The following is a 21,459-nucleotide window of genomic DNA, read 5'->3' on the forward strand; positions in this document are numbered from 1 at the left end:
GAAAATGGCAGGTTAAAGTTCATTGGAGGATGTAAGCTGGATGAGGGTTGCATGATTGGCGTTGGCATACAGCTTTATTAAAGTTATATCGTGCCTGTGAGCATTCCCGTTGAACATCCCGCCATTGCTGTTGCCGAAACCGTCTACAATCTGACGCACCTGAACGCGTTTTGGGCGGCGATCCCAGGCAAGGGGATCGGGCATTCGAAGGACCTAGACGTATTTGTCGTTTTCTCGAACCACGTTTATACCGAGAGGACGAAGCACGGACAACTGCATCATATCTCTGACCACAATGGTAACAAGCGGACATTCGACGCGGATCGTTACGAAATGTCCAAGGCCCTCGTGGATGCGGTGAGACAGAGCATTTCCGTTAACAGCCTGACGCACGTCTCGAAAAGTTACGGAGGCACGGACAATCTGGTCTTCATAGAGGACGCGGATGGTCGCAAGTGGGCCGTCGTGTATTGCCTCGTACCTCATGAGGATGGCCGTTCGGTGCGGATGGAGATACTGTCCTGCCATCCCAAGGTCATCGATCAGAAATCGATCTCACGAAGGAATCTCAGCTACTTTGCGCGAATGTGTCTTTATCAGAATGTAAGAACGCCAAAAACATAAGGCCCAGCTTTCGCCGGGCCTTGATGATTTGTCCATTACCGTGGTGTACAAGACCAAGGCGTTGAAGCCATGGTTGACATGACAGCGACCTTTAAGTCAGCCTGCCTGGATAAATAGATAAGTGGTGCGCCTTCTCAAGTCAAGGCTGCAGCTTCACGTCCCGCAAAACGTCCTGAAAACCCGCTCGTGGTTCATCGGCGGTTGCATGTAGACGGAGAACTTTTCGTCTTCTTCGTAAGGCCGCGCAATGGCCTTCAGCATGTCCTGGAACGGTTCGAAATCATTGTCCTCGACAGCCGCCGCGATGAGTTCTTCGATGCGGTGATTGCGCGGGATGATGGCGGGGTTGATGCTGCGCATGGTTCTGGCGCGTTCCGGGCCGGATGCTGGTTCCTGGGCGGTGCGGCTGTTCCAGCGGGAAAGCCATTCGTCGGCGGCGGCAAGGTCTATGAACATGCCACGAAAGGCTTCCGCATTGCCTTCCGCTGCGTCGCAGAGCTTGCGGAAGGTCAGGGTGAAGTCCACTTCGGAACGCTGCATCAGCGCCAATAAATCCTGTAAAAGCTGCTCGTCGCCCGCGTCTTCCGTGGTCAGGCCAAGCTTGCCGCGCATAGCGGACAGCCAGCTTTTCGGGAACTCGCTGGCGAAATCCGCAAGGACGCTGTTGGCGAGATCGACAGCTTTATCCTGATCCTCGTCCAGCAGCGGCAACAGGCATTCCGCCAGCCGGGCGATGTTCCATTGGGCGATGCCGGGCTGGTTGTTATAGGCATAACGACCCTGCGCATCGATGGAGGAAAACACCTTGTTGGGGTGGTATTCATCGAGAAAGGCGCAGGGGCCGAAATCGATTGTTTCGCCGGAAACGGCCATGTTATCCGTGTTCATCACGCCGTGGATGAAGCCCACCATCATCCAACGGCAAATGAGATTCCGTTGCCGTTGGGTAATGCCCTGCAACATGGCGAAATAGGGATTTTCGGCCTGTTTTGCCTCTGGATAATGCCGGTCTATGACGTAATCGGCCAGCGCCTTGATGCCCTCATTATCCTCCCTTGCCGCAAAAAACTGGAAGGTGCCGACGCGGATGTGGCTGGCGGCGACGCGCGTGAAAACGCCGCCCGGAAGGCCCACCTCACGCTGCACCCGTTCGCCAGTGGTGACGGCGGCCAGCGCCCGCGTGGCGGGAATGCCTAGCGCATACATGGCTTCGGAGACGATATATTCCCGCAAAACGGGGCCAAGTGCGGCGCGTCCATCACCCCGGCGGGAAAAGCGTGTGGGACCGGAGCCCTTCAGCTGGATATCCCGCCGTTTCCCATTCTTATCAATGACTTCGCCAAGAAGAATGGCGCGGCCGTCGCCCAGTTGCGGCACGAAATTGCCGAACTGATGCCCCGCATAGGCCATAGCTAAGGGCTCTGCACCCTGCGGCACGGCATTGCCGGAAAAGATTTCTGCCAGCCGCACATTGTCAATATCCTCCACGTTCAGGCCCAACTCTTCCGCAAGCGGGCGATTGAACGCGATAAGCTGTGGCGCTTTAACCGGTGTGGGCAACACGGGCGCAATGAAACGCTCTGGCAGGCGGGCATAGGAATTGTCGAAATGGATCACAGGTCGGCTCCCTTTTGCCTCTATATGGTGCCTTGCGGTCAGATTTGCCAACCGTTCAGGACGATGCCCGCGTGTCGTTTACGGCGCTTTCACATCGATTATTTGAAAACGCGTGTGCTTCACGATTGGTGTTTGCGGGCTGACGTGATTGCGAACGAAATCCATGGTGCGGGCGAAATCGGTTTCGGAGGCGAACGCGCGCTTGGGCAGCGTCAGGGCCTCGCGCCTGGATATGGCGAGAAACAGGTGGTGATCGGTTTCTATCACCTTGGTAATCGACGCCCAAGAAAGTTCGCTTCGAATATCATCGGAACTGGCGATAAAGCCATGCTCCAGCAACTCGAAAGAAATTTCCTTATTGGCGGAAGCGTTTCTCTTGAAGATCAGGGCCGCATTCAATCCGGCAATATAATCGCCGAATAGAACGAAAAAGAGCGGAGCAAACAAAAGTGGAGAGAAGTAGAAGTAAAACGACATGTAGTCGGGCGGAAGTCTGTCGGTGCCTCCGACCAACCATCCGACAACGAATATATGTCCGGCTATGAGGCTTGCGAAGAAAAGCTTTAGCGCTATTTGCCAAAGAGGACGTTTTATCAGCGCGCGCGTAAGCGCCACGAAATCACGTCTCTCGTAAATGTATTTTATCTTACACATGGCCTTCCTGATGATGGTGCGGTCTTAATTTTATGCATCCAAAAGAATAGTGTGGGGATTGCCGTTAAACCAGTGCGGGCGATCTCCGTGATGACATTTGTCGACGTCAGCAGCACTGTACGACTGCCGCTCAGATTGGATCGTCATCAAGCTTTTGCCATGTCCCGTGGATGACACGGCCGTTGCGGTAGGGTGGAGCGACTTCTCCTGCGCCGAAATAAATATAAAAGAGGAACTCCCATAGCTTGCTCAGCCAGCCAGTTTTCCTGGGCTTTCGTTTCGGCTTTACGGGCGCTGGTGGCTCGCCTTCCAGCATCTTCTCGCCGCGGTCGGCCTCGATCAGAAGGTTGATGGCAGCCTGTGCCTGCCTTTTCGGAACCAGAACGCCAACGCCGCCCGTGGCCTGAGCAAGGTGTGGCATGTTGTTCAGGAGCTGGAACGGCATGGCCACGACGACAATGCCATTTCCTTCCAGATAGGAAACCGTTATTGCAAATTCCGCCGCCGTGAAAACCGTGGCCACCCGAACAACTTCATCCTGCGTTTCAGTCATCACAAAACCCTGAAGATCGCGTCCGGATCACACAATCCGATTGACAAAATACGTCAAAAGAGAAACCAATAAATGCAACTTTTAGTCAAGTGACCAAGGTGTTTCTTTTCTGATTTGCACGGTCTCCGTGATTTTAGGCGCGTATCTCTTGGAGGAGGGAGTAGCGTTATTTTCCCACCACTGTTTTCATCATTGCTGCGATCTGTCGTAGGGTCCTACGGTATCTGCCCCGGGAAACCTGCTAACGCGGCCGTTCGCCTCTCTGCCTGAAGGACGTATGTTTCCGATGTTTTCGCGCCTGAAACAGATGATTTCCGCCGCTCCGAGCGGGACACCACAAAAGCGGGAAAAGGAGCGCCGTGCGCTTTACGTGCCCCTGTTGGGGGAGCCGGAATTCGTTTTTCGGGGAGATGACGAGGCAGGGACGGTGATTGAGGCCTATGCCCGCGATTTCGCGCCCGACGGGACGATAGAAAAGGGCTATGTGCTGCTGACAAACGGCATGAGCGACCGGCGCATGACGATACCCGAGGAGGTTCTCGGCACAGGCGTGAAGCCGCGTACGGAGCTGATGTGGTACGTGCGCGCACCGACACCGGAAATCATTGCCAACCTGCGCTGGCTGGCGCAATTTCCGTTTCTTGACAATAGGTTTCTGGCCTTTGGACACCGCATCCCCATGCCTACGCTGCCGCTTTCCGGCTGCGCTTTCAGAACGTTCCTTTTGCTGACGCCGATCATCCGCACCGACCAGTTGGTCAGCAGGGCGCTGGACAGTGGACGAGAGCGCGTCGATATCCTCACCGTCAATCTGATCTCGGACGCGGAATATGCTTTCATCCAGAAGGAGGGGGTGGACCGGTTTCTGGATGTGCTGGACGAGCGGGGATATCCGGTGATTTTCGATCCGAGACGGCGGTCTTATTTGTGAGGTGAGGCAGGGGTGGTAAAGGCCACTTACGTCATGCTTGGGCTTAACCCACTGCTGTCCGGTTTACGTTGACGAGCGTTCCTGAACCATGCCCCAAGAGGGATATCTCGACGGCTCCGCCGCCCCCTAGAAATCATCCTCGGGCTTGACCAGAGGGTCCATAACCGGTTGAATTCATTGAGAAGAATGGATCATCGGCTCGAGGCCGAGGATGACGGCAGTGGGTTTGGCTACGGCGCCACTCACATACCCCATGCCGTTGTTCCGCTGGTGTCCAAAATCACGCTCATGCCCACATCACCCCGCCTTGGCCAGCCTTTCGCTCTGCGCATAAAACTGTCCGAAGCGGTTTTCGAGAAAATCGCCGAGCGCGATATCTTCCTGTTTTACGAAGCCTTTCAGCGACATCTTTCCATCTGCAAGCAGATCCAGCACCGTGCAGATGCCTGATGCCGTGGTAAGCTGGATGGCGCTCATCATGCGGCCTGAAACAGGGCCGGCATAGACCTTGTTGGCGTAGGTTTCCTGCATGAAGCGGCCATTGCGGGTGCCGCAGACGGTGACAAACACGATGACGACATCCTGCATGGTGGCGGGCAGGGCGTTTTCGAACAGGTCTTTCAGAACATCGCGGCGATTGCGAAGGTTGAGATCGTTGAGCAGCGCCTTCATGATGGCCACATGGCCGGGGTAGCGGATGGTGCGGTAATTCATGGTGCGCACCTTGCCTTCCAGCGAGGCGGCGAAAGTGCCGAGACCGCCGGAGGTGTTGAAGGCCTCGTAGGTGACGCCATCCAGCGAGAATTCCTCGCGTTCTTCCAGTGCCGGAACGGCAGTCAAACGGCCTTCGACGATGGCCTCGCAGGGCTCGATATACTCGTTGATGAGGCCGTCCGTGCTCCAGGTGAGGTTGTAATTTAGGGCGTTGGAGGGATATTGCGGAAGCGCGCCGACGCGCATGCGCATGCTGTCCAGCTTGTCGAAACGCTTTGCCAGATCGGCAGCGACGATGGAGATGAAGCCGGGGGCGAGCCCGCATTGCGGAATGAGCGCGATATCCGCCGTTTCCGCGAGCTTTTTCACCTTGCGCGTGGATTCCACGTCTTCGGTGAGGTCGAGATAATGGGTGCCAACCGCGACAGCCGCTTCCGCTATGCCTGCCGTGAGGTGGAAGGGAGCCGCGGAGAGGACTGCGAATTTATCTTTCAGAAGCGCCTGCAAACCCAGCCGATCGGTGATGTCCACGGCTTCGGTATCGACCCGTTCATGAGGGATGACGTTGGCGAGCTGGTCCACCGAGCGATCCGCGACCGTGATGCGATAATCCCCCGTACCAGCCAGCATCCACGCAATTGCCGAACCGATATTACCTGCGCCAATGACCACGATGTGTTTCATGTATTCCCCTCGAAAAAGCCTGTTGAGGTAACATGATGCCGTCTTGCCTTATCGATTCGTAGCTTCACAATGCTCATATCTACGCCTATGATTAGACGAATTGCCGTCAGGATTATGCATAATGACTATCACCGAGAAAGACCGGGCTCTGCTTGCCCTGCTGGGAGACGACGCCCGCATGCCGGTGGCGGAACTGGCGCGAAAGCTTGGCCTTTCCCGCACCACGGTGCAGGCTCGTATCGAGCGGCTGGAGGCGGAAGGTGTGATCGCGGGGTATGGCCTGCGGCTTTCGGAAAGCTATCTTTCCGCTCTGGTGCGCGCCCATGTGCTGATCACCATCGCGCCAAAGGCGCTGGCAGGGGTAACTGCGGCGCTGGCGGCAATCAAGGAGGTCACGACCCTGCATTCCGTCAGCGGCACCTTCGACCTCATCGCCATTCTGGCGGCGCCATCTATCGCCGATCTGGACAGGCTGATCGACCGGATCGGCGCACTGGACGGGGTGGAGCGGACGCTGTCTTCGGTGATCTTGTCGACGCGGATTTCGCGGTGAAGCTTCAAGCTTCGTAGTCGAAATCGTCATCTAGAGGGATGGATGGCGGTCTTTGCTGGCCGTGGCGTATCGTCAGTATAGCGATGAAATCACTGTGGATTTCGTAATCCACGAGGTATGGACCCATTACAAAACGACGAATGCCGGGAATAGGCATTTCCTCTGTTTCATGTCCCATATGTGCAAACTGCTGCAGATTTCTCTGGAGTCTCCGCAAATCATCGCGGAAGTGAACGGCGGCTTGTGGACTGCGTTTGCGAAGATAGGATGCTTCCGATTTGATATAGTCGCGCGCCTGCGGCGAAACGACTACCCTCACGCAGCTGCACCCTTCGTAATCTCATCGACCTCGGCAATCACATCATCAAGATCGAAGCATTGCCCGTCCTCAATCTGCTCGCGGGCGTTTGCGAGTTCGATGATCTCTCTGCCTTCGGTAGCGAGGTAGGATTTCAAGGCGCGAACGAAAACCCAACTGCGGGTCTTGTCGCAGGCATTTGCGATCTGCTCGATTTCAGCAAGGATATCCTGCGGCAGCCGCATGGTGATGGGTTGTGAGAGGTTTCTCTGATCTTGCACCATTTTTTCCTCAATTTGTAATACAAAGATAAATGAGTTGTCGTGTTTGGTCAAACAGACGAAGCAATAGTCAAGCGGGGTCCGTGCTGCCCCTCTTCGCCTTGAAGAACATCTTCAGCCGCTGGATCTCGTCGGGAGTCCAGCTTTGTGGCTGTGTCACCTCCAGCCATGCGTCGATATAGTGTTCCGGCGCGTAGACGTGGCCGTAGCCCATGGGGGCGGTGGTGGCGGCGGCGACGTCGAGGAGGAGTTGCAGCGAGGTGACGACCGGAAACCAGCGGAAAGATGAGGAGACGTCGCGGCCCCGGGGCTGCTCCATCCATTGCGGGCGGCGGTAGACGGCGGTGGTTTCGAAGAAGGTGATCGGGTCGCTGGCGTATTGCAGATAGACGATGCGCATCGGCCCCCATGGCACATTCGTCATGGTGGCGTTCTGATACTGATCGGCAAAGCGGATGACCGAACTATCGCGGAATTTCGGCAACCATTGCGGCGTGCCGGGCACGCGGCCATTGGTGGCCATGCGCCATGTGGGGCTGGAAAAGGGCGGGCCGCTCCATAAGGCACCCTGAAACGGATCGGCCAGCACGTCGTAGAGATCCGAGGATTTCTGGCTGTTGAGCGCGCCGAGGCTGAGGCCGTGGAGATAGAGCTTCGGACGGGTTTCCTTCGGCAGGGTCGTCCAGTAGCCGTAGATTTCCTCGAACAGGGCGCGAGCTGTTTCCACGCCGTAGTCCGGTTCCGTCAGAAGCGCAATCCAGCTTGAGAGGTAGGAATATTGCACGGCGACACTGGCTATGTCTCCGCCGTGTAAATATTCAACCGTATCAATAGCTTCCGGATCGATCCAGCCGGTGCCGGTGGGCACGATGACGATGAGCGTCTTGCGCTCGAAACCGCCATCGCGCTTCAACTCCTCCAGCGCAAGCTTGGCGCGGGCGGCAGGCGTTTCGGCGGAATTGAGACCGGCATAAACGCGGATTGGCTCCTTCGCCTGTCTGCCGGTAAAGCCTGCAATATCGGACTGGCTGGGACCGGTGGCGACGAATTCGCGACCGCGACGCCCGAGCGATTCCCAGGTCATCAGCGAATCTTCGCTGCCGGTTTTCAAGGGGTTGGATGGGCGCGGCACATCCGGTTCGATAAGGCTATCCACCTGCTTCAGCGAACTATCGGCAAAACGCAGGCCGATATCGAAAATCAGCCCGTTGACGAGCATCCACGCCAGCGCCACAGCCGCAAAAATACCGACGACATTGGCCAGCCGACGTGGAAGAAAGCGGCCGCTGCGCAGCGCAAACAGGCGGCGGACGAGCTGGAAAAACCGGGCGAGGCCGATGAGAAGCGCGGCGACGACGACAGCGATTGCGCCTGTTCGGAGTGGATGGCCGCTATCCAGCGGGTCCATTTCCATCAGCGCGCGAATGGAATTCTGCCATGTCGCGGCCTGCCAGAGAAAGCCTACAGCAGCAACGATGGCTGCCAGCGACACGACGAAGAGCATGCCACGCCTGTCATGCCGGGAAAGCAGCGGCAGACCAAGGTAGAGATAAACTTCTTTCAGCAGGACGCCGATGAGGTATCCAATGGCGAAGGAAAAGCCGCACAACACGCCCTGCATGACAAAGGTGCGGGGCAGGAGCGAGGGGGTGAGCGACGCGCAGAACAGCACGGTGCCGAACGCAATCCCGATGCTCGAAAGCGGTACGATCAAACGCCTGATCCACCTCAATGCATGCTCCTTTCCCCGTTGCTTCGGGGGGAGTGTAGTATGAGGCGGAGAAAAGGGGAAATATTGCTGCGGAATAAATTTCGATATGAATAGGAAAATAATCCTTGACGGCGTGACGGTCGTTTGATAGGGTTATGGCATAGTCGGAAAAGTGCGGGTGGCGGCGGTGGTTTAGCGGCTTGGGTGCGGCAGCCTCTATCTCTCCCCTTGTGGGAGAGAAAGCGATTTTAACATCTTAAGCTTGCTTAAGTGTTAGAAATCGCAAGTGAGGGGTAATGCTGCGACGTTAGCGAGAAAACCCCTCTACCCAAAAAAATCTATGACTTAGCTGAAGCTAAGACCATGATTTTTCTACCTCTCCCACAGGGGGAGAGGTAGCCTGCGGCGCCGACTGCGGACACGCAGGATAACCATGACATCGATAAACAGTCACGACCTGTCGCTTCTGGGCGACTGGGTGAGGCATAGTGTCTACGCGCCGGATGAGGCGCTGGAGACGAAATCCGCTTTGCAGCAAACCGGGATCGAAAACGGGCCGGATGAGCTGTGGCGGTTGCTGAACGAGATGACCGCAGAAATGCGGGAGCAGTTCCGTTTCTTTCGGGAGCTTCGTGAAGGAGCGGGCGCGGCACTGGCCGACGCGGCTGATGAGGCGGCGGGCAAGGTGGCGCGGGCGGATGTGAAGGCGGCAACGGATGCGGTTTCGCTGATCGTTCGCACGCTGGAAAAGATCGATACGCTGCAACGCCAGCTGGCGCGAGACCGCGAGGCTGCAGCAGAGAGCGAAGCGGACAAACAGAACTATGAAGAGGCCGTCGCCTTCTTTGAGAGGCGGGTCGATGAACTGGTGGAACAGAAACTGCATGCGAGACTGGCGGCCCGCGCGGATGCGAGCAGCGATTTCTCCGGTTTGCACGAAGGGTAACGCGTGATGGGCGAAGCTGAAAACATTCGCCGTGCCTTACCCATGCCGGTGTTTGTGCGAGGGAAAGGCCGTCTGAAGGCGCAGAACGACGCGGCGCGGGCGGATATGCCGCGTATCGGTTCCGATGCGCCGGAGATGCGCAGACTGGAAATCGGCAAGGGCATGATCGCGCCATCATTCGAGCGGCATCTCAGAGACCATGTCCACCGGCTGAACCGCGACTGGCGGATTATCGGCAACCTTGCGCAGCAGCCACCGGAAGGGGCGTGGCGCAACTGGTTGCTGATCGGTGGGCGTGGCTCCGGCAAGACGCGGGCAGGGGCCGAATGGGTTCATCGTATCGCATCCAGCGGCGACCGATCCGACCTGCGCATTGCGCTGGTGGCGGAAACGCTGGGCGATGCCCGCGAAGTGATGATCGACGGCGTTTCCGGCATCTGCCGGATTGCGCGGTTCAAACGACCGGAGTTCGAGGCGTCGCGTCGCAGGGTGGTGTGGCCGAACGGGGCAATGGCGCAGGTGTTTTCTTCCGAAGACCCGGAAAGCCTGCGCGGGCCGCAGTTTCACTATGCCTGGGCCGATGAGCTGGCGAAATGGAAACATGCCCAGGAATGCTGGGACATGCTGCAATTTGGTCTGCGACTGGGAGACTGGCCGCAGCAACTGGTGACGACGACGCCGAGACCGATACCGCTTTTGAAGGCGCTGATGGCTGATCCTTCCAGCCGTGTGGTGCGGATGCGCACCCACGACAATGCTCAAAACCTGTCTCCCGGCTTTATCGATGCGATGATGAAACGTTATGGCGGCACTCGGCTGGGTCGGCAGGAACTGGACGGCGAAATGATCGCCGACCGGGATGACGCGCTGTGGAAACGGGCAGAGATCGAGGCGATATTTGCGCCCAAACCGGACGCCTTGGCGCGGATCGTCGTGGCGGTGGACCCGCCCGCCGGAAGCGGCGAAGGCTCCTGCTGCGGCATAGTCGTGGCGGGTATCGGCATCGATGGACGGCTGTGGGCGCTTTCGGATTGCTCCGTTGAAGGCGCAACACCTGCCGGATGGGCGCGCGCCGTGGTGGCCGCCTATCGCCGCTTCGAGGCAGACCGGGTGGTGGCGGAAGTCAATCAGGGCGGAGAAATGGTGAGTGCCATGCTGAAAAGCATCGATGCCAATCTGCCGGTGACGATGGTGCGGGCCAGCCGGGGCAAATTCACCCGCGCCGAACCTGTGGCGGCACTCTACGAACAGGGCCGCGTGCGCCATGCCGGGCGCTTTGAGAAACTGGAAGATCAGATGGTGGATTTCGGACCGGACGGGCTGTCTTCCGGCAAGTCTCCGGACCGGCTGGATGCGCTGGTGTGGGCGCTGACGGCGCTTGCGATGGAGACGATGGCGGAGCCTCGGGTGCGGGGGATGTGAGTCTGGTTTCTAGGGTTGCGGTCGGGTCACCTCTACCCTTGTGGGAGAGGAAGAAAAATCATGATCTTAGCTTCAGCTAAGTCATAGATTTTTCAGGTGAGGGGTTTGCCGCTTGCGCCAGCGCCACCCCTCACTGGCAATTTGTAACACTTAGCCTTTGGCTAAGATGTTGAAATTGCTTTCTCTCCCACAAGGGGAGAGACAAGGCCGCTGAGCTCGCGCCAAAACAAAACGCCCGCGATGGCTGGCGGGCGCATCACGGGCGATTTTCATGTCGGAACTGACGCCATCATGGCGTGGTTTCGACGTTCACTTCTTCGGAGACTGCGAAGGCTTTGGCTGTGCGCCGACTTCGCGCATCTGCCGCCATTCATTTTCAAGGCGGTCATAGGTGTGCTGGGGGATTGTCGCTGTCATGGCATTCCTCCTGACTTGGGTTGATGCAGCTCCATATGCGGGTGCTGAAACCGAGTAAGAGCCTTAAGGTTCCGACATTCAAGGTAAAATTTTCTCTTAAAACGGTTCGCATGAATTAAAATCGATTAGGATTTTTTCAAATCGATTTAAGTGCGCAACGTTTCGGTTGTGGAAATCCGCCGCTAGGCGGAGCATTTTCTATTGGCGAGGCAAAACGATGATCGATCGACAGCGATTCTTCTCCGCCGTTCGTAAAAAGCCGTTTGGCGGGCGGATGAGCGAGGGACAGGTGCAGGGCGCCGAGCTTGTGCTGGACACTTATTTCAAGCGGGTAGCGGAACGCGATCTGCGTCATCTGGCCTATATGCTGGCGACCTCCTACCATGAAACGGCGGCGACGATGCAGCCGGTGCGTGAAACGCTGGCGCCAAGCGACGAGGCGGCGATCCGCATCCTCGACCGGGCTTTCGCTGCGGGCAGGCTTGGGCAGGTCAAAGCGCCCTATTGGCGGCGAGATGGTGAGGGGAAAAGCTGGCTGGGGCGCGGGCTGGTGCAGTTGACGCACCGCCGGAATTACGAGGCGATGTCGCTTCTGGCGGGCGTCGATCTGGTCGCCAGGCCGGAACGGGCCATGGAAGCGGAAACATCCGCCACCATTCTGATCGAGGGGATGCTGAAGGGCAGTTTCACCGGCAGGCGTCTTTCGAACTACTTTAGCGAGACGCGGGAAGACTGGACGGGCGCGCGCGCCATCATCAACGGGCGAGACCGGGCAGGACTGATTGCCGATCATGCCCAGGCATTTCTTGCCGCGCTGAAGATCGCCTCTGAGGTCGATCTCATGAAAACAGCGTGACACCGCGCGATAGGATGCGCCAGCCGGATTGAACCGGCAACGGCGGGGTGATAACTCGTTGCGCAAGTTAATCTCCGCATGACAGGTGCCACCCATGATCCGCCATATCGTTTTCTTCACCGTAGCCGAGGCAAACCGCGATGCCGTTCGCAAGGGTCTTTCCGGCCTGACCGGCATTCCTCATGCGCTGAAGCTGGAAATCGGCGAGAACGTGAAAAAAGACCAGTGGGGCAACTCGGTGGATTTCGTGGTTTACGGTGAGTTCGCCGACGAGGCGTCGCTCGCGGCCTACAAGGCGGACCCCGCCTATGACCTTTCGACGCAAACCGTAAAGCCACTGCGCGAGACGCGGATCGCGGCGGATTTCGATGCGGATAAGGCGGTGAAAACGCCGATCGGGTGAGGTTTGCCAAGCTCATATACAAAAAAGCTATATTGAGTTTTATATCCTTCAAGATATATTGGGTGCTGGATGCCTTATAGTGTTCGTTTCCACCGCGAGTTCATATCGGAGTGGAAGCGTTTGACATCGGTTTGAAAGAGCTTGTGGGCGAAGTGCTGGACCATCTTGAAGAAGACGGGCCATTTCTTGGTCGGCCAGAAGTCGATACGCTTAATGCTTCACGGCACGCCAATATGAAAGAGATCAGAGTACGATACGGTAAGCAAATCTGGCGGTTTGTATTCGCCTTCGACCCCAAGCAGAATGCAATCATTTTGTGTGGAGCTGACAAGCAGGGTGTGAATGAGGCACGATTTTACCGTCAACTCATTGCTAAGGCCGACGAGCGGTTCGATGCCTGGCTGAAAGAAGCAAAGACATGAGCGACGACTGGAAAAATTTCAGAGCGGAATTGCCGCAGGATGTTCAGCGACGTTTGGACGTCAAGCGTGAGGAGCGTCGGCTGGGCAAAGCTCTGGCTGAAGTTCGAAAAGCCATGAATGCCACGCAACAGGACGTTGCGCTCAGAGCAAGTACGACGCAGAATGCTATTTCAAAAATGGAAAATGCAGACGACGTTCTGCTTTCTTCCATTGTTCGTTACATGCACGCCATAGGTGGTGGTGTAGAACTGGTTCTCAAAACCGCCGATGGCAAAGCGCGGCGTGTAGACTTCGATCCCGACATCAATGTGAAGAATATCGTTTCTGTTTAGGGCGTTCCCGTGCTTTCCTTAAGCGCTAAACCCCTTTGACAATCTTTCTCCTTGAAGCTGACACGTGCGCTTGTTGTAGCGTCGTTTCCGGCATTTTCTGAAGGACCAATTCCCATGCGATTTTCTGTATCTCTGCCGTGGCGTCGCCCGGTGGAGCGTGGACCTGTGCGCGAAGAGAAAGCGGCGGGTGGGTTTTTGATGCTGGCAAGTGAGGCGGGGCGGGCGCATTGGTCCGGTCGCAGCTATGCGGCGCTTTCGCGGGAAGGGTTCATGCGGAACCCGGTGGCGCATCGGGCAGCGCGGATGGTGGCGGAGGCTGCGGCTTCCGTCAGCTGGCTGCTCTATGAGGGCGACGACGAGATTGCCGACCATGCGTTGCTGCGGCTGCTCAAGCGGCCCAACCAACAGATGAGCGGGCCGGATTTTTTCGAGTCGCTTTACGGGCATCTGCTGCTTTCCGGCAATGGTTTCATCGAGCCGGTGCTGGTGGGCGGGCGGTTGCGGGAGTTGCATCTGCTGCGACCGGACCGGGTCAGCATCGTCGAGGGGGCGGATGGCTGGCCTGCAGCTTTCGATTACCGCGCCGAGGGCAGGGCATCGCGGCGGATTGCGGCGGATCGTGACAGGCTGGGCCTGTTGCATCTGAAGCTGTTCAATCCGCTGGATGACCATAACGGGCTGTCGCCCTTGGCATCGGCAGGTGCGGCGCTCGATCTGCACAATGCGGCAAGTCACTGGAACAAGCGCCTGCTGGACAATTCCGCCCGGCCTTCCGGTGCGCTGGTCTATCAGCCCAAGGAGGGCGGCAATCTCTCCATCGAGCAATATGAGCGGCTGAAGCGGGAGCTGGAAGAGGGCTATGCCGGCGCGGTGAATGCCGGTCGTCCGCTGCTGCTGGAGGGCGGGCTCGATTGGAAGAGTATGGGGCTCTCGCCCCGCGATATGGATTTCATGGAGGCCAAGAACGGGGCTGCGCGGGATATCGCGCTCTCGCTCGGCGTGCCGCCCATGCTGCTGGGCATTCCCGGCGACAACACCTATGCGAATTATCAGGAAGCGAACCGGGCGTTTTATCGCCTGACCGTTCTTCCGCTGATCAACCGCACGGCGGCGAGCCTTTCCGGCTGGCTGGAGCCGCTGTTCGAGGGCGATGTGCGGCTGGAGGCTGATCTGGACCGGATTGCGGGGCTGGCGGCGGAACGTGATGCACTGTGGGCGCGCGTGGGGGCTGCGGGGTTTTTGAGCGATGAGGAGAAGCGGGAGGCGGTAGGGTATTGAATTATTTAGGTTGTGAATTTATCGTTATTTTTATTTGATTGCAATTTTCTGATGCTATGGAATGCGTCAGTTACGAGCAAGTCACCTTCATTATCCTTCAGCGCGGACATCGAAAATTGAATGCACTTTGGAAACATCTGTCAAAACAAGATAAGGACACTTTTGTATTCGTTGCGATATTTGCGATCGTGGTGTTTGCCCTCGTAAAAATCAAAGCAGACCCCATTTACATAATATTAAGTGGTGCTGTTTTCATATTGCTATATATTTTTATGAGAATTGCACTCGTGCGAACGCAGCTCTTGGAACGTGAGCAGGCTGTCAAACGTCTACCTTCGCGTAAAGCGAGGCAGATAGTTGATGCCAATGCAACAAAAGTTGAAAAACAGAAACTGGATAAGTTTGTACAGTCTGCTAAGAGAACGCAGACTTAATTAGGGAGATGGCTATGAATGGCTTCTTGGTGGATGCCCCGTATATAGCTGCCATTGTGGGCGCGACAGCGGGGCTTGCGGTGTTCGGTGCCACGTACATAAAGTCAATGAAAGTCAAAATAGGTTTCTATGATTTTGCTCAGCAGGAAACAGATTCCGCTTTGATTGCAGCAGATAGAGTTCTAAAGAACGGTGCGACCCCGGAAGTTATTCGAACAGTTTTGCTTTGCATGCTGGAGACACTTGCTACGCCTGAACTAGGTAGGGAATTTACCGAGGAGTTTGTTACGAGTAAGCGGAGGAGAGGAAAATCAAGTTCTTCCAGTCCTCTGTCCGAGGCGATGGATAAGTTGCATGCTCAAAACCCAAAGCTCGCTGCGGACGCGCACAGTGCATTGATGGGTATAATATTGGCATTACCTCTTATGCATGCTGATAGAATTGAAATTTCCGAAGCGACGGCACTTGAATACGCCGGAGAAGGTGCGACAAACCCTAGTTCTATGTTTGAGCGAGCGTCAAAAGCTCTGGCAAGCTTCAATAAGAATGGCAACGGTGGATTTGCTGCTGCCTAGTTATCCTAATTCGAAAACCAGACGATTGTTAACTCAATGAAGCCAGCGATGAGCTGGCTTTTTATTTTCGAGTGTCGAAACTCAGGCTTGAAGTGATTTCTTAAGACCCGAAATCAGTCTGTGAAGCACGCCGCTCAACTGATTCCAAAGATTCGAGAAATAGCGATTGAGTAACGCTTATAAGTGTATGGCGGATACCCAGGCATCCGGCCTGCAACTTTTTCTACTCTAACCCGGAATGATTACTCATGTCTGAATTTGCCAATGAGGGCAGCATTCTGGCTGCTCGTTTTACCGGAGCTGTGGCTGGGGCCGGGGTTTCGCTGATCTATCTGTTGCCGCAGACGCACCGCGAGGCGGCGAGCCGGTTCTTGACGGGGCTTGCCTGCGGCATGATCTTTGGCGGACCGGCGGGGCTGTGGATTGTGAAGCGGCTGGATATCGCCGATGGTCTCAGCAGTCAGGATATCATGCTGACGGGTTCCGCCGCTGCAAGCCTGTGCGCGTGGTGGGGGCTGGGGGTGATGGTGCGGGTGGCCGAGAGGTATACGACAAGGCCGAGGACGTGAGGTGCCCTGATTTCGTTGACATCTAGCGGTTCAAATGAATATGGTTGCATGATGCAACTTTATTTGGGATCTTTGCCATGCCGTCATCCGTCCAAAACATCGATCTGATCCGTGCATCGTCCCGTCTGCTTGTGCGCGAGCTTGGTTTTACCGGCGGCGATTTTGCAGGCATTGATTTGTCGCCTTCTGCGGTTCATGCCCTGATCGAGATCGAAAAGGGTGGGATAACGGCGCGTGATCTGGGCGCGGTGTTGCATCTTGAAAAATCGAGCGTGAGCCGGATGCTTCGAAAACTGATCGAGGCGGGTGATGTGCTGGAAGACGCGGGAGAGGGCGATGGCCGCGTGAAGATGCTGTCGCTGACACCGGCTGGCCAGCGCAGGGTTGCCGCGATCCATGATTTCGGTCGGGGTCAGGTGACAGCCGCTCTTCGGAATTTGACCGTTGAAGAGGGGCGGACGGTGGCGGAGGGCTTGCGTCTTTACGGCGCGGCGCTGGCGGGGGTGGCTACGGCGCGCAACGTCGAGATCAAAACGGGTTATTCGACCGGCATTCTTGCCCGCATCACTGAAATGCATGCGCTTCACTACACGCGGAGTTCGGGCTTCGGTTTGGCGTTCGAGGCTGTGGTGGCAGGCGGGCTGGCCGAATTCGCCCACCGTTTGGGTAGGCCCGGAAACGAAATCTGGACCGCGATGATTGGCGACCGCATTGCCGGTTCCGTCGCTATCGATGGCGAAGATCTGGGCGCAGGCATCGCGCATCTGAGATGGTTCATCGTCGATGATACGGCTCGGGGCGGCGGGGTCGGCAAGAAACTGCTCGACGCTGCGTTGGTGTTTGTCGACACACACGGCTTCGCCGAAATGCATCTTTGGACTTTCTCAGGGCTAGACGCGGCGCGGCATCTATATGAGACACGAGGCTTCGTGCTGGCCGAAGAACGCCCCGGTTCCCAATGGGGCGCTGAGGTTCTGGAGCAGCGTTTCGTGAGAGCTATGCGCTGAAGACAGGGCGTTAGAGCGTTTCATTTTCGAAAAGTCGGCGATGTGAATTCATCGCGGTGACGGACGTGCCGAGACGTCTTCGCAATTGAACTTGTGAAGGGCGGGGCGGCTGTTTTTTGCTGGATTGTCGTCTACCGTGTTTACGGCGGACTGCATCCGCAGACCTGTATCTCTCACAAATCGCAGGAGATTTTCATGCACGCTTATCGCGGGCCGCGGCCTGCTACGCGCAAATTTGCCGCGCTGGAAGTGCGCGGCGTTGCTTTCGATGGTTCGTTTTCCGGCTATGCCAGTGTGTTTGGCGAGGTGGATCTGGGGCGCGATGTGATTGAGCGGGGGGCGTTTCAGCGTTCGCTCGATGAACGCGGCGCTGCCGGTATTCGGATGCTCTATCAGCATGACCCTGCCCAGCCAATCGGCGCCTGGCGCACCGTCCGCGAGGATGAGCGCGGGCTTTATGTCGAGGGTGTGCTGGCGCCGGATGTGGCGCGGGCGAAGGAGGTTCACTCACTGATGAAGACCGGCGCGCTGGACGGGCTTTCCATCGGTTTTCAGACCGTGCGGGCGGGCAAGGCGACGCGGGGCGGGGTGCGGCGGATTCTGGAGGCGGACCTCTGGGAAATCTCCGTCGTGACCTTTCCGATGCTGCCTTCGGCGCGGGTTTCCAACGTCAAGCAGGCGCGGTTTTTTCGAGACCGGGAGACGGAGCTGGTGCGCACGATGCGCCGGGCGGCGAAGGTGATGGCGGTGGGGGCTTTTGGGCGGTGAGCAGGACTTGTTGCCCGGTGCTTGCCTCCCGTTCGGCGTCATCCTCGCCCTTGAGGCGAGGATCCATGGGCGGTGCTTGAGGCGTGGATCCTCGGGTCAAGCCCGAGGATGACGGCAGTTGGTTTGGCTATGGAGCCATCCACGTCTTCAAGTCGGTTGACGGAGATCATGTCTGACTCCGAGTCAACATAATTCAATATTCAACAAAGGAAAACCACATGACAGAACAGACGGTTGCGCCGCAGATCAAGGCCGTGCCGGAGACGGTGACGGCTGCGTTTGATGATTTTATGGAGGCTTTCGAGGCGTTTCGGGAGACCAATGACCAGCGGTTGGGTGAGATCGAGCGCAAGATGGGCTCAGATGTGCTGACCCGCGAAAAGCTGGACCGCATCGACAAGGCGCTGGACGACAATAAGAAGACGATGGACGAGCTTTCGCTTAAGAGGGCGCGACCGGCGCTGGGACGCCGGGGTGGGCCGAGTGCCGAGACTGAGGAACATAAGGCGGCGTTCGAGGCCTATATTCGCCGGGGTGACGAGGGTGCGCTGCGTGACCTGGAGGCCAAGGCCTTTGCCGGGAGTACGGGTGCCGATGGCGGCTATCTGCTGCCGAACGAGACCGACAGCGACATTGGCAGGCGCATGGCGGTGGTCTCGCCGATGCGCGCACTTTCCACGGTGCGGCAGGTTTCCGGCGCGGTGCTGAAAAAGCCGTTTGCGCCGAGCGGGCTGGCAACGGGCTGGGTTTCCGAAACGGCGGCACGCCCGCAGACCAACACGCCGCAGCTTTCCGAACTGACATTCCCCACCATGGAGCTTTACGCCATGCCAGCGGCGACGCAAGCGCTGCTGGACGATGCGGCGGTGGACATCGAGGCGTGGATCGCGGCGGAAGTGGATGTGGCCTTTGCCGAACAGGAAGGCACTGCCTTCATTTCCGGCGATGGCGTGAACAAGCCGAGGGGGCTTTTGGCCTATGAGGCGGTGGCCAATGCGGACTGGAGCTGGGGCAAGATCGGCTATGTGGCGACCGGGGCTGCGGGTGCCTTCGCCAATGGCGGGCCGCATGACGTGCTGATCGACGCGATCTATTCGCTGAAAGCGGGGCATCGCCAGAACGGCACATTCCTGATGAACCGCAAAACGCAGAGCGCGCTTCGCCGCTTCAAGGACAATACCGGCAACTACCTGTGGCAGCCACCGGCGTCCGCCGGGCAGGCCGCATTGCTGATGGGCTTCCCTGTGGCGGAAGCGGAAGACATGCCGGATGTGGTGGCTAACAGTACGGCAATTGCCTTTGGCGATTTCCGCGCCGGTTATCTGGTGGTGGACCGCACGGGCATTCGTATCTTGCGCGACCCATATTCCGCCAAGCCCTATGTGCTGTTTTATACGACGAAGCGCGTTGGGGGTGGGGTGCAGAACTTCGAGGCGGTGAAGCTGGTGAAATTTGCGGCGAGTTGATGCCTTTTGATCCGCGGAGGGTGCGGCTGGGGTACCTCTCCCCTTGTGGGAGAGGACAGAAAATCATGATCTTAGCTTTAGCTAAGTCATAGATTTTCTAGGTGAGGGGTTTGCGGCGTGCGTTGAGCCAAAACCCCTCACTTGCGATTTCTAACACTTAAGCTGCGCTTAAGATGTTGAAATCGCTTTCTCTCCCACAGGGGGAGAGATAGGCCCAGCCGCGCCCTCGTAATTCATCTCTCTTCCGAGGAAGCAATCCATATGACCTACGCAACAGTAACCCCGCCCGCAGCGGAGGCGTTGACGCTTGCCGATGTGAAGGCGCACTTGCGGCTGGATGGCGCGCAAGAGGACGCGCTGCTGACATCGCTGATCGTAACCGCGCGCGAGCATCTGGAACGGCAGACGGGGCTGTGCCTGATGCGCCAGACCCTTAGGCTTTATCTGGATGAATGGCCGCGTGACGGCGTGATCCTGATTGCGAAGGGACCGGTGCAAGCCATCGAAACGATTCTGGTTTTCGACGATGCGGGCGACCCGCAGGATATTACCGGGACTGACAAATTGCTGGATGGCGACGGGCGGCCTGCAAGGCTTTGGCTGCGAAATCCGCCTGCACCGGGCCAGCCGCTGAACGGCATCGAGGTGGATTTCACCGCCGGATTTGGCGAAAGCGGGGCGGATGTGCCGGACACGCTGAAGCGGGCGATGCTGATCCACATCGGGCATATGTTTGCGTTTCGCGGTGCAGTCGCCCCGACGGACCAGCCAGCAGGTGTGCCGCCGGGCTACGAGCGGTTGATCGGGCCGTTTCGTCGAGTGGGACTTTAGCCATGAACCTGACTTTTCTCGACCCTGGCCAGCTGACGGCGCGGCTGGACCTGGAAGCACCCGATGATGTGCCGGACGGGCAGGGTGGCGTTACGCGGGAGTGGCGATTTCAACGCTCGCTGTGGGCGGCAATCGAACCGACGACGCAGAGCGCTTATGACCGCGCCTCCGCGCAAGGCGTGACGATCACGCACCGGGTCTGGCTGAGCTTTCGTGACGATATCGCAGCGGGTATGCGCTTTCGAAAAGGAGCGCGCCTTTTCAACATCAGACTGGTGATGGACCCCGATGAAACGGGACGCTTCATCGTCTGCAGGTGCGAGGAGGAGGGGCGATGAGTGCCGCCAACGCGCTGTTGCGCGCAATTCACGAGCGGCTGGCCGCGGATGCATTTCTCGCCCGTGCGCTTGGCCCCCAAGGCCTGATCGACCGCCTGATGCCGCGCGTGGTTTTGCCCTGCGTGATGCCGGGCGAGGTGGAAAGCCGCGATTACTCCACCGCGACCGAAAAGGGCGAGGAGCATATGCTGACGCTGGAAGTGTGGTGCGACGAGGGCGGCAGGCAAAAGTCTCAGGAAATCGCCAGCCGCATCATGGTGCTGCTGGACGACGCGCCGCTTGTCCTTGGCGGCGGAGTGACGCTGGTCAGCCTGTTTTATCGCTCCCTGCGCAGCAGGCGCGCGACGAAGACGCAGCAGTTTGTGACAGAGATGCGGTTTCGGGCGGTGACGGAGTAGGCGCGGTGCGGGACGGGTGCGACCGGGTTACCTCTCCCCCTGTGGGAGAGGAAGAAAAATCATGGTCTTAGCTTCAGCTAAGTCATAGATTTTTTTGGGTAGAGGGGTTTTCTCGCTAACATCGTAGCGTAACCCCTCACTTGCGATTTCTAACACTTGAGCCCTAGCGGGCTAAGATGTTGAAATCGCTTTCTCTCCCACAAGGGGACCGTTGCATAACCACGTGAGCCACACAGCCACCTGACATGCATGCGCCTTACCCCGCCGCCCTTTCTCTTGAGGGGCGGTTCTTGGTTCATGTCGGCTGGTTGATGGGTGATGTGGCTGACTGCGGACACAGTTCTCCCCTCGGCTCACGTGCTCAGCGTCACCCAGCG

Annotated in this window: 26 protein-coding genes; 19 read left to right on the forward strand and 7 right to left on the reverse strand. The window is 57.7% G+C overall.

The annotated features are described in order from the left end of the window. Positions 1–90 precede the first annotated feature (90 nt). Complete coding sequence (locus G6L28_RS03610) at positions 91–624, forward strand: hypothetical protein (RefSeq protein ID WP_210265771.1); 534 nt, start codon at positions 91–93, stop codon at positions 622–624. 153 nt (positions 625–777) lie between these two features. Here the strand turns inward: G6L28_RS03610 and G6L28_RS03615 are convergent, their stop codons facing one another. From G6L28_RS03615 to G6L28_RS03625, 3 genes are all read right to left on the reverse strand, one after another. Then, the gene (locus tag G6L28_RS03615; RefSeq protein WP_174062450.1) at positions 778–2,238 is read right to left on the reverse strand and encodes a protein adenylyltransferase SelO family protein; all 1,461 of its coding nucleotides are present in this window, start codon (positions 2,236–2,238) and stop codon (positions 778–780) included. Between the two features lie 81 nt (positions 2,239–2,319). Next, a complete protein-coding gene (locus G6L28_RS03620) occupies positions 2,320–2,895 on the reverse strand; it encodes a YcxB family protein (RefSeq protein ID WP_174062422.1) in 576 nt (191 codons plus the stop codon). Between the two features lie 130 nt (positions 2,896–3,025). Next, a complete protein-coding gene (locus G6L28_RS03625; RefSeq protein WP_174062423.1) occupies positions 3,026–3,448 on the reverse strand; it encodes a hypothetical protein in 423 nt (140 codons plus the stop codon). 286 nt (positions 3,449–3,734) lie between these two features. Here G6L28_RS03625 and G6L28_RS03630 point away from each other — a divergent pair, with 286 nt between their 5' ends. Further along, positions 3,735–4,379, forward strand: a complete 645-nt coding sequence (locus G6L28_RS03630; protein WP_174062424.1) for a suppressor of fused domain protein — start codon at positions 3,735–3,737, stop codon at positions 4,377–4,379. Between the two features lie 297 nt (positions 4,380–4,676). Here G6L28_RS03630 and G6L28_RS03635 read toward each other — a convergent pair whose 3' ends face one another. Then, entirely contained in the window at positions 4,677–5,777 is a 1,101-nt protein-coding gene (locus tag G6L28_RS03635; protein ID WP_174062425.1) for a saccharopine dehydrogenase family protein, read from the reverse strand. Between the two features lie 121 nt (positions 5,778–5,898). Between G6L28_RS03635 and G6L28_RS03640 the strand changes: the two genes are divergently transcribed. Beyond that, entirely contained in the window at positions 5,899–6,330 is a 432-nt protein-coding gene (locus tag G6L28_RS03640) for an Lrp/AsnC family transcriptional regulator (RefSeq protein WP_174062426.1), read from the forward strand. A gap of 4 nt (positions 6,331–6,334) precedes the next feature. Here the strand turns inward: G6L28_RS03640 and G6L28_RS03645 are convergent, their stop codons facing one another. The 3 genes from G6L28_RS03645 to G6L28_RS03655 form a co-directional block, all read right to left on the reverse strand. Continuing rightward, positions 6,335–6,649 carry a type II toxin-antitoxin system RelE/ParE family toxin gene (locus G6L28_RS03645; RefSeq protein ID WP_174062427.1) on the reverse strand — a complete coding sequence of 105 codons (315 nt, stop codon included), beginning with the start codon at positions 6,647–6,649 and terminating at the stop codon, positions 6,335–6,337. Further along, complete coding sequence (locus tag G6L28_RS03650; RefSeq protein ID WP_174062451.1) at positions 6,646–6,873, reverse strand: CopG family ribbon-helix-helix protein; 228 nt, start codon at positions 6,871–6,873, stop codon at positions 6,646–6,648. Before G6L28_RS03650 ends, G6L28_RS03645 begins: the two co-directional genes overlap by 4 nt. 106 nt (positions 6,874–6,979) lie before the next feature. Continuing rightward, positions 6,980–8,641, reverse strand: a complete 1,662-nt coding sequence (locus G6L28_RS03655; protein WP_425292648.1) for an alpha/beta hydrolase — start codon at positions 8,639–8,641, stop codon at positions 6,980–6,982. Positions 8,642–9,053: 412 nt separating this feature from the next. Here G6L28_RS03655 and G6L28_RS03660 point away from each other — a divergent pair, with 412 nt between their 5' ends. The 16 genes from G6L28_RS03660 to G6L28_RS03735 all read left to right on the forward strand — a co-directional run bounded on the left by G6L28_RS03660 (position 9,054) and on the right by G6L28_RS03735 (position 21,082). Then, the gene (locus G6L28_RS03660) at positions 9,054–9,566 is read left to right on the forward strand and encodes a hypothetical protein (protein ID WP_174062428.1); all 513 of its coding nucleotides are present in this window, start codon (positions 9,054–9,056) and stop codon (positions 9,564–9,566) included. A gap of 162 nt (positions 9,567–9,728) precedes the next feature. Beyond that, positions 9,729–10,988: a DNA-packaging protein gene (locus tag G6L28_RS03665; RefSeq protein WP_174062453.1), complete on the forward strand. Its 1,260-nt coding sequence runs from the start codon at positions 9,729–9,731 to the stop codon at positions 10,986–10,988. 634 nt (positions 10,989–11,622) lie between these two features. Further along, a complete protein-coding gene (locus G6L28_RS03670) occupies positions 11,623–12,261 on the forward strand; it encodes a hypothetical protein (protein WP_174062430.1) in 639 nt (212 codons plus the stop codon). Between the two features lie 94 nt (positions 12,262–12,355). After that, positions 12,356–12,664: a Dabb family protein gene (locus tag G6L28_RS03675; protein ID WP_174062431.1), complete on the forward strand. Its 309-nt coding sequence runs from the start codon at positions 12,356–12,358 to the stop codon at positions 12,662–12,664. 110 nt (positions 12,665–12,774) lie between these two features. After that, complete coding sequence (locus tag G6L28_RS03680; RefSeq protein ID WP_337795745.1) at positions 12,775–13,086, forward strand: type II toxin-antitoxin system RelE/ParE family toxin; 312 nt, start codon at positions 12,775–12,777, stop codon at positions 13,084–13,086. Further along, a complete protein-coding gene (locus G6L28_RS03685; RefSeq protein ID WP_174062432.1) occupies positions 13,083–13,418 on the forward strand; it encodes a helix-turn-helix domain-containing protein in 336 nt (111 codons plus the stop codon). The genes G6L28_RS03680 and G6L28_RS03685 overlap by 4 nt, the downstream gene beginning before the upstream one ends. Before the next feature lie 114 nt (positions 13,419–13,532). Beyond that, positions 13,533–14,696: a phage portal protein gene (locus G6L28_RS03690; RefSeq protein WP_174062433.1), complete on the forward strand. Its 1,164-nt coding sequence runs from the start codon at positions 13,533–13,535 to the stop codon at positions 14,694–14,696. Between the two features lie 116 nt (positions 14,697–14,812). Continuing rightward, the gene (locus G6L28_RS03695) at positions 14,813–15,130 is read left to right on the forward strand and encodes a hypothetical protein (RefSeq protein WP_174062434.1); all 318 of its coding nucleotides are present in this window, start codon (positions 14,813–14,815) and stop codon (positions 15,128–15,130) included. A 14-nt stretch (positions 15,131–15,144) separates the two neighbouring features. After that, positions 15,145–15,705: a hypothetical protein gene (locus tag G6L28_RS03700; protein WP_174062435.1), complete on the forward strand. Its 561-nt coding sequence runs from the start codon at positions 15,145–15,147 to the stop codon at positions 15,703–15,705. A 248-nt stretch (positions 15,706–15,953) separates the two neighbouring features. Further along, complete coding sequence (locus G6L28_RS03705) at positions 15,954–16,274, forward strand: DUF6107 family protein (RefSeq protein WP_174062436.1); 321 nt, start codon at positions 15,954–15,956, stop codon at positions 16,272–16,274. 77 nt (positions 16,275–16,351) lie between these two features. Further along, complete coding sequence (locus tag G6L28_RS03710) at positions 16,352–17,281, forward strand: bifunctional helix-turn-helix transcriptional regulator/GNAT family N-acetyltransferase (RefSeq protein ID WP_174062437.1); 930 nt, start codon at positions 16,352–16,354, stop codon at positions 17,279–17,281. Between the two features lie 195 nt (positions 17,282–17,476). Further along, the gene (locus tag G6L28_RS03715; RefSeq protein WP_174062438.1) at positions 17,477–18,049 is read left to right on the forward strand and encodes an HK97 family phage prohead protease; all 573 of its coding nucleotides are present in this window, start codon (positions 17,477–17,479) and stop codon (positions 18,047–18,049) included. A gap of 218 nt (positions 18,050–18,267) precedes the next feature. Next, positions 18,268–19,515 carry a phage major capsid protein gene (locus tag G6L28_RS03720; RefSeq protein ID WP_174062439.1) on the forward strand — a complete coding sequence of 416 codons (1,248 nt, stop codon included), beginning with the start codon at positions 18,268–18,270 and terminating at the stop codon, positions 19,513–19,515. A 261-nt stretch (positions 19,516–19,776) separates the two neighbouring features. After that, complete coding sequence (locus G6L28_RS03725) at positions 19,777–20,346, forward strand: head-tail connector protein (RefSeq protein ID WP_174062440.1); 570 nt, start codon at positions 19,777–19,779, stop codon at positions 20,344–20,346. Positions 20,347–20,348: 2 nt separating this feature from the next. Next, positions 20,349–20,684 (forward strand): phage head closure protein, encoded by a 336-nt coding sequence (locus tag G6L28_RS03730; protein WP_174062441.1) that lies wholly within the window; start codon positions 20,349–20,351, stop codon positions 20,682–20,684. Further along, positions 20,681–21,082, forward strand: a complete 402-nt coding sequence (locus G6L28_RS03735) for a DUF3168 domain-containing protein (protein WP_174062442.1) — start codon at positions 20,681–20,683, stop codon at positions 21,080–21,082. The genes G6L28_RS03730 and G6L28_RS03735 overlap by 4 nt, the downstream gene beginning before the upstream one ends. Positions 21,083–21,459: the final 377 nt, after the last annotated feature.

Origin of the sequence: Agrobacterium larrymoorei, assembly GCF_013322225.1 — a bacterium.
Lineage (GTDB): Bacteria > Pseudomonadota > Alphaproteobacteria > Rhizobiales > Rhizobiaceae > Agrobacterium > Agrobacterium larrymoorei_A.